The organism is Acinetobacter sp. EKM10A (assembly GCF_011075215.1).
Taxonomy (GTDB): Bacteria; Pseudomonadota; Gammaproteobacteria; order Pseudomonadales; family Moraxellaceae; genus Acinetobacter; species Acinetobacter baumannii.
In genome coordinates this window covers 55592-69426 of the sequence record NZ_JAALLK010000003.1, presented here as the reverse complement: position 1 = coordinate 69426, position 13835 = coordinate 55592, and the positions used below count along the sequence as shown (strand labels likewise).

The 13835-nt window shown below is 38.3% G+C and carries 12 protein-coding genes; 5 read left to right on the top strand and 7 right to left on the bottom strand.

The window, feature by feature from the left end:
* The first annotated feature begins 15 nt into the window (after positions 1-15).
* Entirely contained in the window at positions 16-969 is a 954-nt protein-coding gene (trxB, locus tag G9371_RS05015; RefSeq protein WP_001191832.1) for a thioredoxin-disulfide reductase, read from the top strand.
* Positions 970-1073: 104 nt separating this feature from the next.
* Positions 1074-2141 carry an ArsO family NAD(P)H-dependent flavin-containing monooxygenase gene (locus tag G9371_RS05010; protein WP_000080827.1) on the top strand — a complete coding sequence of 356 codons (1068 nt, stop codon included), beginning with the start codon at positions 1074-1076 and terminating at the stop codon, positions 2139-2141.
* Positions 2142-2285: 144 nt separating this feature from the next.
* On the opposite strand, the gene G9371_RS05005 is transcribed toward G9371_RS05010, so the two are convergent.
* The 4 genes from G9371_RS05005 to G9371_RS04990 all read right to left on the bottom strand — a co-directional run bounded on the left by G9371_RS05005 (position 2286) and on the right by G9371_RS04990 (position 8256).
* Positions 2286-4973, bottom strand: a complete 2688-nt coding sequence (locus G9371_RS05005; RefSeq protein WP_001019261.1) for a restriction endonuclease — start codon at positions 4971-4973, stop codon at positions 2286-2288.
* A gap of 678 nt (positions 4974-5651) precedes the next feature.
* Positions 5652-6836, bottom strand: coding sequence for an MFS transporter (locus tag G9371_RS05000; protein WP_029423651.1), 1185 nt, complete (start codon positions 6834-6836; stop codon positions 5652-5654).
* A gap of 18 nt (positions 6837-6854) precedes the next feature.
* Positions 6855-7262 carry a RidA family protein gene (locus tag G9371_RS04995; protein ID WP_001031011.1) on the bottom strand — a complete coding sequence of 136 codons (408 nt, stop codon included), beginning with the start codon at positions 7260-7262 and terminating at the stop codon, positions 6855-6857.
* Between the two features lie 67 nt (positions 7263-7329).
* A complete protein-coding gene (locus G9371_RS04990) occupies positions 7330-8256 on the bottom strand; it encodes a DMT family transporter (protein ID WP_000703587.1) in 927 nt (308 codons plus the stop codon).
* Positions 8257-8495: 239 nt separating this feature from the next.
* On the opposite strand from G9371_RS04990, the gene G9371_RS04985 reads away from it, so the two are divergent.
* Genes G9371_RS04985 through G9371_RS04975 form a run of 3 tightly spaced genes read left to right on the top strand, consistent with a single transcriptional unit; the run spans position 8496 to position 11416 of the window.
* Positions 8496-9623 (top strand): Re/Si-specific NAD(P)(+) transhydrogenase subunit alpha, encoded by a 1128-nt coding sequence (locus G9371_RS04985; RefSeq protein ID WP_029423652.1) that lies wholly within the window; start codon positions 8496-8498, stop codon positions 9621-9623.
* 11 nt (positions 9624-9634) lie between these two features.
* On the top strand, positions 9635-9949 hold the full coding sequence (locus tag G9371_RS04980; RefSeq protein ID WP_000230434.1) for a proton-translocating transhydrogenase family protein: 315 nt from the start codon (positions 9635-9637) through the stop codon (positions 9947-9949).
* A 12-nt stretch (positions 9950-9961) separates the two neighbouring features.
* Positions 9962-11416 carry an NAD(P)(+) transhydrogenase (Re/Si-specific) subunit beta gene (locus G9371_RS04975; protein ID WP_000394402.1) on the top strand — a complete coding sequence of 485 codons (1455 nt, stop codon included), beginning with the start codon at positions 9962-9964 and terminating at the stop codon, positions 11414-11416.
* Between the two features lie 52 nt (positions 11417-11468).
* Here G9371_RS04975 and G9371_RS04970 read toward each other — a convergent pair whose 3' ends face one another.
* The 3 genes from G9371_RS04970 to G9371_RS04960 all read right to left on the bottom strand — a co-directional run bounded on the left by G9371_RS04970 (position 11469) and on the right by G9371_RS04960 (position 13819).
* A complete protein-coding gene (locus tag G9371_RS04970) occupies positions 11469-12290 on the bottom strand; it encodes an SDR family NAD(P)-dependent oxidoreductase (RefSeq protein ID WP_000697812.1) in 822 nt (273 codons plus the stop codon).
* A gap of 251 nt (positions 12291-12541) precedes the next feature.
* The gene (gene rsfS, locus G9371_RS04965) at positions 12542-12943 is read right to left on the bottom strand and encodes a ribosome silencing factor (protein WP_001047580.1); all 402 of its coding nucleotides are present in this window, start codon (positions 12941-12943) and stop codon (positions 12542-12544) included.
* Positions 12944-13024: 81 nt separating this feature from the next.
* A complete protein-coding gene (locus tag G9371_RS04960; RefSeq protein WP_000532983.1) occupies positions 13025-13819 on the bottom strand; it encodes a hydroxypyruvate isomerase family protein in 795 nt (264 codons plus the stop codon).
* Positions 13820-13835: the final 16 nt, after the last annotated feature.

Genomic DNA, 13835 nt, shown 5'->3' with positions numbered 1-13835 from the left:
ATTGGAGAGAACTAAATGCAAAGTAGACATTCACGTCTGATAATTCTCGGTTCTGGCCCTGCGGGCTATAGTGCAGCTGTCTATGCAGCGCGTGCAAACCTTAAACCTACTTTAATTGCGGGTTTACAACTAGGTGGGCAACTTACAACAACAACCGAAGTTGACAACTGGCCGGGCGATCCTGAAGGTTTAACTGGTCCTGCATTAATGGATCGTATGCAAGCACATGCTGAACGCTTTGGTACAGAACTCGTCTATGACCATATTAACGAAGTGGACTTAAACGTACGTCCTTTTGTTCTAAAAGGTGATATGGAAGAGTACACATGTGATGCTTTGATTATTGCAACTGGTGCTACAGCTCAATATCTTGGCCTAGAGTCTGAACAAAACTTTATGGGACAAGGCGTAAGCGCATGTGCAACATGTGATGGTTTCTTCTACAAAAACCAAAAAGTAATGGTTGTAGGTGGTGGTAACACTGCTGTTGAAGAAGCGCTTTATTTATCAAATATTGCTTCACATGTAACGCTAGTACACCGCCGTGATAGCTTACGTTCTGAAAAGATTTTGCAAGATCATTTATTTGCTAAAGAAAAAGAAGGCAAAATCAGCATTATCTGGAATCACGAAGTTGAAGAAGTATTGGGTGACAATACTGGTGTAACAAGTGTTCGCCTTAAATCAACTCAAGATGAGTCTAAGCAAGACGTAGAGGTTCATGGTCTATTCGTTGCAATTGGCCACAAACCAAATACTGGAATGTTTGATGGTCAATTAAACTTACGTGATGGCTATATCCAAGTACAAAGCGGTACTTCTGGTAATGCAACAGCAACTTCTGTAGCTGGTGTTTTTGCTGCTGGTGACGTCGCTGACAGCATTTATCGTCAAGCGATTACTTCAGCTGGGTCAGGCTGTATGGCTGCTCTAGATGCTGAAAAATATCTAGATCAATTGAACGATTGAAAAGCTAATTCAATCACTTGAAAGTTTTAAGAAATAAGCCCAGTCTGTTAAACAGGCTGGGCTTTTGATTTTGTTTATGACAATAAAGAAGAGGGAGAGATAATTTGTCTCAATTACAAGCTGAAGTAGATGTAGTCATTATTGGTGGTGGACAAGCAGCTCTTGCTACAGCCTATTTTTTAAAACGTAAGAAAATTCCATTTGTGATTTTAGATGACCAAAATCAGGCAGGTGGTGCATGGTTACATGCTTGGGAGTCTTTACGTCTTTTTTCTCCAAATACTTGGAGTTCGTTGTCGGGCTGGATGATGCCAAAAACTGAACAAACTTATCCAACGCGGAATGAGGTGATTCAATACTTATCTGCATACGAACAACGCTATCAATTTCCTGTCATTCGACCTATACATGTTGATCATATTGAGAAAAAAAATGACTGCTTAGATGTATATGCGGGTGATAAATATTGGCGAGCAAAGGCCGTTGTCAGTGCTACAGGTACATGGAGTCAGCCTTATATTCCACATTACGAAGGATTAGAAAGATTTAAAGGAATACAAACCCATTCAGCACATTATGTTAATCCAGAACCTTTTATTAATAAAAAGGTTCTAGTGATAGGAGGAGGTAACTCTGGTGCTCAAATTCTTGCTGAAGTTTCAGAAGTTGCAGACACTATTTGGATCACAGTAAATCCTCCTCAATTTTTATCGGATGATGTTGATGGGCGTGTTTTATTCCTTCGAGCAACAGAACGTTTGAAGGCACAACAGGAGGGACGAATAGTTGATCAACCCATTGGTGGTCTAGGGGATATTGTCATGATTGATAGTGTCAAAGATGCACGTGAACGTGGGGTATTACATAGCAGAGAACCCTTTAAAGCATTTAAAGAATATTCGGTTGTTTGGGAGGATGGTTCAACACAATTGGTTGATGCTGTGATTTGGTGTACAGGCTTCAAAGCATCCCTAAATCACTTAAGGAGTCTAGGAGTGATAGAACCTAATCAGACTGTTGCTGTCAATGATGGGCGTTCAATAAAAATAAACAACCTTTGGCTAGTTGGTTATGGTGAATGGACAGGCATGGCATCGGCAACATTAATTGGGGTTTCTAGAACAGCCAAAGCAGTAGTCGATGAAATAGCTGTTTACTTAGCTATAGATTAAATAGTTGAAGGGGGAGATAAATTACTTACTCCCCAGAAAACATCTCATTTACTCATTGTTAAATACCTAATCGACGAAAACTAGATTATCAAAGGTTTGAGTTCTGTTAGGTGGGAGGGCTTGAAGGTAATTGGTATCCAAAATTTATAAATCGAAATTTTCATACCAGCTAGCCCAACTGTTTAGCTTTTTACCTGCATACTCCACAGTACCTTCAGCCCACTTAATATCATGCTTATCTCTCAGGAGCTGCCCAACGAATGATGCAGTTAATTTTTTAGTTCCTGAATACAGTTTCTTTATTAATATGGTTTCTTGGATACTTAACTCATTTGAAATCGCATCGTAAAGATAAGATTCGATATCTTCAACCTCTCTAATTTTATTATCATCATCAACTAAATTATATCTCTTGAAAATTTCCACAGCTTTGGCATTACTACTACCATTTTTGTATTCAGAAATTTTCTTACCCTTAAGTTCATTATAAATATTTATAGTTAATTGAGGACTATTTCTTGGTATGAAAAAAGAAGATTGCTGGCGTCTAACGTTACTGACAGATGTTTTTACAGAACCTATATCTTTATAAAACCATGTGTATGTTTCAATTGACCGAGATAAAAAGCCTGTAATTTCTAGCCATTTACACATTCTGATAGCATAGTATCTCCATGTTTTATCTGCATAATCATTGTTAGAGTAGATACTTTTCATTAAGTCTATAAAGAAAGCCAAAGTAATATTTGTGCCATTAGGTAAGTCCTTTAAACTTAAAGTAATAATATGTTTTTTAAATTTTTCTCTCATTAATGAGAGAATACTTTCCATGGAATTCCCTGTAGCTAAGATTTCCTCTGACAATGAATATTGGCTATTCTCCCTTACCGCAATGCCAAATGTCAGTAAGTCTGTACCAATATTTTGAATAGTACCATCAGATAAATTCGTTTTAATTTCCAATTCGGGAATGGAAATTGGAGTGCCTGTTAAATGTTGCGCTACATTCCAGATTGCTAGAAAATCATTTGATGGTAAATAGCGAAGAGAAATAATAGGAATACTCTCTGTTAATATATATTCTCTAAAAATATCCCAATAAATATTTAATCTAATACCACTTTTAATGATTAGTCGTTTATGAAGCAGGTTTGTGACTACATCTTCTCCACATGTATCAATTGTATCAACAAGATCAACAGGTGCTCTTTGAGCAATAAATTTTAAAGCTCTAACTTCATTAGGATTTAACTCTTCTAAATCGCTAGCAAAAAGACTTGAGATATCTAATTTATTCTCTAAAAGCTCCTCTTGTTTTTGGCCTGACAATATTTTTTCATGTAAATGAATGCATAGTTTCTTTAACAACCATGGATAACCCTGACTACTTACAATTAAGTTATGTCTTAAGTCGCTATGAACTTTTTCTCCAATTGCTTCCTCAAACTTATTTATGACAGCATTAGATTCTCTAACAGAAAATGGATTTAATTTTCTTACAATTCGATAATCTGACAAACGATGCCAGAAGAAATAAGCAGGATGTTCCGAGTGGGTTGTACTATCAGTCTTCCATGCAAAACCTATGCATAAATTTGTTTTTAAACTAGCGGCATCTAATAGAATGTTCGTTGCATTATTAAATAGTTCGAATAGCTCTGGTTTGCTAAACAATTCTTCAAATTGGTCAAAAACTAATACTACTAATTGCTTTGATCTTTCAAGGCTATTCAAGTATTTAGCTATAGATTCAGACTCTAAAGGATGGTTTACGTTAGTTATTTGTAATTTAATAGTTGGATCACCAAAACCTTTTATTTGGGCCTCTTGTAAAGTTTTTAACAATGCGGAGTAAATATATTCTGGTGATTTAGCCGCACGAACATCAATAGCGTAAAGAAATAATTTTTGTTTTTGATGACGATTTTTAGCTTTTTCAGAAAGAGTAATAATCAAAGAACTCTTGCCTAATCCAGAATTACCAGTAATAGCAAAAATCCTAGTATTTATTTCATTTGCTCTAATCTTCTTAAAAAAATCAAAAATCTCTTGAATATCCTTAGTTCTTCCTACGAAATCCTGTGGACGTGCAGGTCGATAGTCATTCCAATCTTCGCCTCTTTGAACTTCTACAACTTCAATTTGAGAGTCAAACAAAGGTTTCATCTCTTTTTTTGTATTTATAATTTTAGAAAAATCTAACTTAGAAAGACTACTATCTGTAGAGGCAATGTTATCTAGTAGTTCTTGATCTTCAACTAAGACGCCTGTTTTTGCATAATAACATACAGCATTTGTTGGAATGCCTGCACTTAATATTGTACTTACCCAAAAATTTCCAAAAGTTGTAATTAATAAAAACCATTCACCAATGCTGTTTATATCAAGGTGTTGTTCGAGATGTTCACGAGGTATTGAGCTAATAATTTTAGATGCTTGTAGTGATTCAATAATATCTGTTGATGAATAGACTACTATACGATCACCAAGTGGTCGACTAGGTAGCTCCTCACAAAATCCTTTCGCATCTTTACTAAATTCTGAAGTACCTATTAACCAGCCTTCACTATAGTTCTCAAATACAACTGTACCAAATAATTGTCTTATGATTGGGGCATCAATTTTTTTATCTCTATATGCTTTACACTCAACATAAATTTTTTTCCCAGAAACTTTATGTTCACATAATAAATCTAATTCACTGCCAGTCTTTCGCACTTCCTCTGTCACTAGATAATTTTGTGCTTCAAGCATTTTTTTACACAGTTTTTCTAGTAAATCACCCTTTTCTTTAGTTGTAGCGGAGTTAGGAGTACAAATTTCAATATTCATTAGAAATACTCAAGATTTAATTATTTTCTGCTGTCATAACCTTATCAAAACTTTTACTACTCTTAAATACTTTAAAATTAATAAATTTCTTATTAGGTTATGGTTAGATTATGAGATATATAAAAAGTTTATTATCTAAGTAATTTTATTAAATTTTTTAAAAAACAAAAGGTTGTATGTTTTTTTGTTTTTGCACTGTGGCTACTTCGAGGTGTGTTGGTATCTAATATATTGTAGTAGGATTGCTTGGTCCTTAAATCTAATATTAGTCTTAAAGATTTACTCTTATATAGATATGCGATGACATAGGTTTAGCGAGTATTCGTAGGAATCTTCACTCGTTTCAGAGATAGATAGTTATAATTGAATCAAATAGTTTTTTAGTTAAGTTGAAATTTACACCTAATTTACACCATGAAATCCTAAAAATTGTTTAAGATTATGATAATTTAAAAAATATTTTAATTGTGTGTCCAATCCATCATTGGGGCTACTGAAATACGAGGTTGTAACGATTGAAGTGATTGCATAACCGAAAGACCCAAAAGTCGCTAAATTAAAGAAAGGGCAGCATTATACGGGGTTTAGCCCTGAATCGACAGTGGCATTTAACTGCGTAATTTATAACCGCCCTAATGTTAGATATAGTAAGATGATTTTTAACAAATTACCTTATAGCTAAGCCATTTGCTTTTTTTGTAAGAAAGCATCAATCATGCTAAATAAAATACAAAACACAACGAGTCCTACACCTGCAAGGCAAGTCATGGTCCATCCACCACGATTCCATGCAAAAATCCCTAATGCCGAGCCAGCTGCACCACCAATAAAGTAAGTAGTCATATAAATAGCATTAATACGAGATTTAGCATCGGGACGTAAACGGAAGATAATACTTTGGTTGCTAGTGTGAACAAGGGCAAGTGCCAATTGAATTAAAGCAAAACCAATAACATAAGCTGAAAGTAGAGTTTGTCCGAAATAGAAACAAATCCAGCTTACCAAAAATAGCCCGCAACCCATCCAGGTGAGTAAACGTGTGTAGCCTTGGTCGGCATATTTGCCGATATAACGTGTTGATAACGCACCAAAGATACCGACTAAAGGTACCAGTCCAATAAATAGATCGGGTAAATGATGTGCCGAGGTCAGTAGTAACGCGATTGTTGAATACAAAATACTCACTGACGCAAAGGCGAATGCACCTGTAAGTGCTCTTAATAATAGTCGCTTTTCCTGCTTTAAAAGCTGAGCCATGGAAACAAAGATTTGTCCATAGTTCAGTTTCATACGCATGACATAAGGCAGGCGGCTTTTTAAGGTATAGGCCAACAGAAGCATTAATATACCGCTTATGGCATAAACGACTTTCCAGTGGAAAAGGTTGGAAAATAAGCCAGCCAGACTGGTAGAGAGTAAAATCCCGACCAATAAGCCACTCATTAAGAAGCCAATAATCTCACCAGTTTTTTCAGGTTTAACCGTCATTGTTGCAAGAGGAATAAGCACTTGAGCTGCAACTGAAAACAAACCTGCTAAAATTGTACCGATCCAGAGCATAGGTAAGTTAACAGCAAAAGCAGAGGTAAATAGGCCAACTGCACAAAGCATCATCAAAAACGGAATAGCTTTGGCTTTATTGACAATATCACCCATCGGAACAATAAAGAGTAAACCTAAGGCATAAGACACCTGAGCAAATGTTACTGTTAAAGCAGCTTGTGCCTGAGTTACAGCAAAATCTTGCTGAATAGAGTGAATAAGGGGTTGGCAATAGTAATTCACACCTGCAGATAGGCCACATGCTGCTGCCATCAACCAAAGTAAAGGTTTATTTTGACTGATATCTTCAGGGGTAGACATGATGTTCTCTCGATTTTATTAAGTGTATGCCGTTGCTTCGACTTCAATGAGCATATGTTCTAGTGCAAGACGCGGCACAGGAATGAGTGTGCAGGCTGGAAAAGGATGATTTTTCCATAAATCCTTCATAATTTTAATCAAAATCTCATGTTTTTCTACCGAATGGTCAACAACTAGAATTCTTAAAACAGCGATATCCGTAAGCTCTGCATTGGCAGCTACTAAAGCATAGTTAATATTTTCAAATGCTTGTAGGACTTGTTCACTGAAATGAGAACTTAATTGACCTTGTTGGTCTTCGCCACCTTGACCTGCAATATGAATAATATTGTTAAAATTGCTTACTACAGCGACATGACTATAAGCGTTAGGTATTGGGTCATATAAAGTAGAAGGATTTATGATTTTAAAAATTTCTTTGTTCATGGAACTCAACCGTTTAATAAAATTTAGATGAGTATCCAACCTCAACTTAAGTTGAGGTCAAGAGCATTTAGTGTTTTAGTCTTTTCTTTCTTAAAGTAATCATCATTACGCCGACTATATTGAGGAAACAACCGAACCATTGCCATATATTTAGGTTTTCATTTAAAAAAGCAACGGCAAGCAAAATCGTTAAAACTGGTCCGATCGAAGCAATCATTGCAGATTGAGATGCTCCGAGTCGCTCAATACTTTGCATAAGCATAACGGTAGGTAAGACAGTGACTAAAAAGCCTAAGCCAATCCCGTACCAAATTACACTTGAGGGAAGTTGTAATAGGAGTTGAAACGGGTGAGTGGTACTTAAAGTGTAATGGGTTAATGTACCTATACAGGCAACTGTTAAAGCTAAACCTGTGAAATTCCAAGAACCAAATTTTTTAATTAATGGTGGGGTCAGCAGTAAATAACCGGCAAAAGCTACAGCGCTAGCAAATACAAAACTTGTTCCGAGCCAAAAGTTGCCCTGAATTGGTGCATTGTTGTGCTCTTGCAGCATCACTAACACGGTTCCACCATAACTAAGAAAAATGGCGAATAAACTTTTTACATCTAATTTTTGTTTGTAGAGCAGACTTGAAGCGATCACGGTAAGTGTGGGATATAAAAATAGGATGATTCGCTCTAAAGAAGCGCTAATAAACATGAGGCCCATGAAATCGAGCCAGCTGGCAAAGTAGTAGCCTAATAGACCGGCAAAAATTAAAATTAGCCAATCCTTCTTTTTTATGCCCTGATTATGATGCCTATTGAACCAGCAAATTAATAGAAAAAACGGTAAAGCGCTTAACATCCGTAAAGCCATCAGGACTGTACCGTCTACTAATGGAGAAAGGGCATAAGTTTGTTTAATAAAAATCGCTTTTGTGCTGAATAGAAAAGCAGAGCAAAGCGCAAAAAAAGACCCAATTTGAAACGAAGATAAAGAAATTTTCATATACAGGACTGTATAAGAGAGACTATTGTCTGCAAAAAAAAGAAAAATCCTCCTATATTACACCTCATGTCAAACATCGTGAATCATCAGTTCAAAATATGGGTATTTATTAAATAAATAGTGGGTGGTATTTTCAAAAAGTTCAATTAGAATCCAAATTCTGTACAAAGAATACACATGGGGGAAACATTGCGGGTTGCAATGTTTTTGACAATGAGAAATTAGCTTGAGGAACGCTCATGCAGATCGGAATCCCAACCGAAACTGTCGTCGGTGAAAATCGTGTAGCTGCTACGCCAGAGACAGTAAAGAAGTTGATTAGCGCTGGTCATAGCGTTGTGATTGAACGTGGTGCTGGTGTAAAGGCTGCGTACATTGAAAGTGCTTATGAACAGGTCGGTGCAACCATTACGGATGATGCCTATACGGGTAGTCAAATTATTTTGAAAGTTCGTGCGCCACAAGGCGGGGAAATTCAAAAACTTGCAGCAAATACAACTGTTGTAGCAATGTTTGATCCTTATCGTAATACCGAGCTAGACCAATTTGCGAATCAGCAAGTGTCTGCTTTTGCTCTGGAATTGCTTCCTCGTACGCTTTCTCGTGCACAAAACATGGATGTGTTGTCTTCTCAAGCAAACTTAGCTGGTTATAAATCAGTTTTGCTTGCGGCTGCTGAATATCAACGCATGTTCCCAATGCTTATGACTGCTGCTGGTACTGTAAAGCCTGCACGTGTTGTGATTATGGGTGTTGGGGTTGCAGGCCTTCAAGCGATTGCTACTGCAAAACGTTTGGGTGCAATTGTTGAAGCAACAGATTTACGTCCAACAGCAAAAGATCAGGTTGAGTCTTTAGGTGGTAAGTGGTTAGACGTACCAATGTCTGAAGAAGAACAGCAACGTGCAGCAGATGCAGCAAAAAATGGTTATGGCTGGATGCCGGGTGAGCAATACATCAAAGACCAAGCTGCGATTGTAGATAAAGCTGTGTCGAATGCCGATATCGTGATTACAACAGCATTGTTGCCAGGTCGTGATGCACCGCGTCTGATCAAAGCTGAAACTGTTGCCAAAATGAAACCAGGCTCTGTCATTTTAGATATGGCAGTTGAAACAGGCGGTAACGTTGAAGGTTCTAAAGTTGGCGAAACTGTTGTCACTGAAAATGGTGTAAAAATTTTGGGTATTCCAAATATTCCGGCCACTGTTGCGACAGAAGCTTCTGCATTATATGCACGTAACGTTTTTAATTTCGTAGAGACTTTATTCGACAAAGAGAAAAACTTTGCGATTAATCAAGAAGACGAAATCCAAAAAGCCCTATTGGTCACTCATGGCGGTCAAGTGCTGCTTAAGCGTGGTTAAGGAGATTTCTCATGGTTGAAACTATTACAATTTTCGTCCTTGCCATCTTCGTAGGTTATTACGTTGTTTGGGGTGTTACACCAGCTTTGCACACGCCACTTATGGCGGTAACCAACGCATTGTCATCGATTATTGTTGTTGGTGCGATGTTACAAACAGTTGGCCTGCCTGTACTTGGTGTAGATGCAAATGTTGCATTTCAAAGTGTGAATGTTGTGAGCGTACTTGGTGCGATTGCAGTATTTTTAGCAAGCATTAATATTTTCGGCGGCTTCGCAGTAACTGCACGCATGTTGGAAATGTTCAAGCCTAAGCAAAAGAAATAAGAGGGCTTTGACATGGAATTTATTCAAGCAAATGCAAACTGGTTGTACCTTGTAGGCGCAATTCTCTTTATCTTGACGCTTCGCGGTCTATCTGGTCCTAAAACAGCAATTCAAGGTAACCGTTACGGTATGATCGCAATGGCGATTGCAGTTGTAACAACCTTCTTTGTTGCCAATAACCCAGTTATTTGGATGATTGGTGGTGCAATGGTGCTTGGTGCGATTGTGGGTATTGCACGTGCACGTACTGTACCCATGACTCAAATGCCTGAAACTGTTGCACTTATGCACTCATTGGTGGGTTTGGCTGCGGTTTTGATTGCAGTTGCAGCAATTTTGCATAACAACCAGCTTACAGCATTGTTTGCTCAAAATGAGGCAGCATTAACAGCGGCTGGAGTGCAACATGCACACATGAGCAAGGTTCACCTATTTGAATTGTTTGTTGGTTGTTTCGTTGGTGCTATTACCTTTACAGCCTCTGTGTTTGCTTACGGTAAATTGGCTGCGAAAAAATGGGCTAAAACAATCTCTGGTGCATGGGTTAAACCTGTTCAAGCACTTATCTTTGTTGCGATGTTGGCTTGTGGTTTTTACTTCTTCACAACTGGCAATATGACTGCTTTCTGGGCAATGACCGCACTTGCACTTGCATTTGGCTGGGTATGGATTGCACCAGTAGGTGGTGGTGACATGCCTGTAGTGGTATCGCTTCTTAACTCGTTCTCTGGTTGGGCAGCAGCAGGTATTGGTTTTACCCTTGAAAACAACATGTTGATCGTTGCGGGCTCACTTGTGGGTTCATCTGGTGCGATTCTGTCATACATCATGTGTAAAGCAATGAACCGTTCAATCATCAACGTATTGTTTGGTGGTGCAATGGGTGGTGCAGCAGTTTCTACAGCTGCTAAAGGTGAACAAGTTCAGCGTAACTACCGTTCAGGTTCTGCTGATGACGCTGGCTTCTTAATGTCAAATGCAGACAGCGTTGTGATTGTACCGGGTTATGGTATGGCGCAAGGTCGTGCACAAAATGCTGTAAAAGAGTTATGCGAAATTCTAAAAGAGCAAGGTGTTCGCGTCCGTTTCGCAATTCACCCGGTTGCAGGTCGTATGCCTGGTCACATGAACGTATTGCTTGCTGAAGCAGACGTAGCATATGAAGACATCTTGGAAATGGATGAGATTAACTCAGACTTCCCGGCAACTGACGTAGTACTTGTTATTGGTGCAAACGACGTTGTGAACCCTGCTGCAAAAGATGACCCAGGTTCACCAATTTATGGTATGCCGATTCTTGAAGCACATAAAGCACGTACAATCATGGTGATTAAGCGTTCTATGGCGACAGGTTATGCTGGACTTGATAATGACTTGTTCTATAACGAAAAAACAATGATGATCTTTGGTGATGCTAAGAAAGTTGTTGAAGATATGACGAAAGCAATTAATGGTACAGGCCACTAAGTTGCTTTGATATAAAAAAACCACCTTCGGGTGGTTTTTTATTTTTTGAGGGTTAGAGGAACTTTTCCACTAGATTCATAGATTGCTGATAGAGGTCGCGTGCTAATTGCTGGTTTTTGGCATGAGAGGATTTCCAGTCAGGCATATGCGCGCTGACATATTCACCATTGCGGTTTTGCCATGTGTCGCCAGTCGCCATTTCTGTAATGAGCTTTGCAGGAACCGATGTTGGAACTAAACCTACTTTCATGGCTGCATAAACTGGTTTTGGTAAATCACGATAAATATCGGAAGCAACACCACCGGGGTGTAATGCATTATTGGTAATTGAACTGTCTGCTAGTTGTTCAGCTAATGCATTGCTGAACAGTAAGTTTGCAAGCTTGGATTGTCCATAATAGAACAGGGGATTGTAAAAACCTTCCGCACGAAATTTATTAGGCTTAATTGAGCCAACCCAGTGAGCAATAGACGCTAGATGAATAATACGTGCTTGAGGAGACTGCTTTAAAACGGGGAGTAGTTTTTGAGTTAATAAAAAGTGACCTAAATAGTTAACACCAAATTGCTGTTCAAACCCATCTACGGTGAGTTGCTTTGTTTTTGAAAATAGACCGGCATTATTAATAAGTACATCAAGGCTGCCATATTTATCTGCAATTTCTTCGGCAGCTTTTTGAGTTAATTCAAGGCTGTTTAAGTCGAGAGAAACGACATCGACTTCTCCTTGGTCGAGTGAGCGTAGTTTGTTTTGTGCCTCTTGTGCTTTTTGAGGATTTCGGCACGCCAAGATCACATGTTGCCCTTGTTTTACAAGTTGTTCTGCTGCGGCAAAACCAATACCTGTGTTGGCGCCTGTAATGAGTATCTTCACTTTTTAGTGCTCCGGTTATGCTATTTATTGATGAGACTATAAGAATTAGTATAGTGCTGGAATTCTGACAATTTGTCATGTCAAATTTAAGTAGGGCTGATGACTTGCTTGTTAGTGTTATTAAAGTTTTGTTGAGTTAACAGCTTTTCATAGGAAGAGAGGGTAAAGGTGGCTGTTTAAATAATAAAAGTTTGAGTAAGTATATAAACAAAAAGCGGCTCAAAAGAGCCGCTTTTTTTAAAAGCAAAATTTTATGCGACCGACTCTGGAGCAGTACGCCATAAGCTTTCTAAATCATAGAATTTGCGGGCAGTTGGTAGCATCACATGTACTACAACAAAGCCAAGATCGATTAAGATCCATTCGGCATCTCGTTCGCCTTCAACGCCAATCGGGCGGAAACCAGCTTTTCGAGCTTCTTCTGCAACATTGTCAGCAAGTGCTTTGACGTGACGAGTAGAAGTACCACTCGCGATGACAATAGCATCAGCAACATTGCTAATAGAACTAACATCTAACTGTAGAATATCTTTTGCTTTTACATCAACTAAAGCGTCATGGACGACTTTAAGACAAGCTTGTACGTCTTTATTTGAGGTGTTCATTGCGAAATCGTGAGAATTAGACACGCTGGGCGATGGTTCTAAATTCATATAGGGTATATTTTCCTGACAATTACTCACTATCTAATATAGTGGTTTTCACTCAGAATTTCAAACAAAACTAGTAACAGTTTATATATTTACATCATCGGAAAAATATTTCTTTTTCCATGTAAATGACTGATTTGAGCCATTTTTAGGTTTATATTCTGCCGCAATATAGCCCTCATAAGCACTTTGCTTAATCCATGAAAAAATTTGCTCATACGGTATTTGAGCTGTATCGGGTTCATGGCGTCCCGGACAATCTGCAAACTGAATATGGCCAATCTGGTGAATATTTTCTTGTAACCCTTCAAGTACGTCTTCACCCATCATTGCCATATGGTAACAGTCGTATTGCATTTTTAAGGCAGGGTGATTGACTGCTTCTAGCATTTCTTGGGCTTGGGCAATGTTCTGTACCAAAAAGCGTGGCATATCTGTGCCATTAATCATTTCAAATACAGGTTCAATATCGTGTTCTGTCAGTAAATCACAGGCTAATTTTAAGTTGCTTGCAAGTGTCTTAAGGCAAGGAAGTAAGTCAGAGTCTTGAGGTTGCTTGCCTGCCAAAATGTTAACACGTGGTACTTTTAATGCTGTGGCATAGTGAATCGCTAACTGTAATGCTTCACGAAATGCTGCCTCTTGACCCGGTATACCTGCTAAGCCATTTCCACCTTGCATAAGGTCACCAGCAGGAACGTTAATTAAACATAAATTTAGGTTGTAACGTTCAAGTTGGTCTTGAATATCAGAAATGGCAAGCTCGTATGGGAATTGAATTTCTACATGTTCAAAGCCCTCTGCATGGGCTAATGCAAAGCGTTCAATTAAAGGAACTTCGGTAAAAATCATGGATAAGTTAACGGCAAGACGACCCATACACAAACTCCGTTTA

Bases quoted from the DNA above. Each gene is read 5' to 3' on its own strand.
- trxB (WP_001191832.1), top strand. From the start codon at position 16: ATGCAAAGTAGACATTCACGTCTGATAATTCTCGGTTCTGGCCCTGCG.
- G9371_RS04990 (WP_000703587.1), bottom strand. From the start codon at position 8,256: ATGAAAATTTCTTTATCTTCGTTTCAAATTGGGTCTTTTTTTGCGCTT.
- G9371_RS04980 (WP_000230434.1), top strand. From the start codon at position 9,635: ATGGTTGAAACTATTACAATTTTCGTCCTTGCCATCTTCGTAGGTTAT.
- G9371_RS04985 (WP_029423652.1), top strand. From the start codon at position 8,496: ATGCAGATCGGAATCCCAACCGAAACTGTCGTCGGTGAAAATCGTGTA.
- G9371_RS04995 (WP_001031011.1), bottom strand. From the start codon at position 7,262: ATGAACAAAGAAATTTTTAAAATCATAAATCCTTCTACTTTATATGAC.
- G9371_RS04975 (WP_000394402.1), top strand. From the start codon at position 9,962: ATGGAATTTATTCAAGCAAATGCAAACTGGTTGTACCTTGTAGGCGCA.
- G9371_RS05005 (WP_001019261.1), bottom strand. From the start codon at position 4,973: ATGAATATTGAAATTTGTACTCCTAACTCCGCTACAACTAAAGAAAAG.
- rsfS (WP_001047580.1), bottom strand. From the start codon at position 12,943: ATGAATTTAGAACCATCGCCCAGCGTGTCTAATTCTCACGATTTCGCA.
- G9371_RS05000 (WP_029423651.1), bottom strand. From the start codon at position 6,836: ATGTCTACCCCTGAAGATATCAGTCAAAATAAACCTTTACTTTGGTTG.
- G9371_RS04960 (WP_000532983.1), bottom strand. From the start codon at position 13,819: ATGGGTCGTCTTGCCGTTAACTTATCCATGATTTTTACCGAAGTTCCT.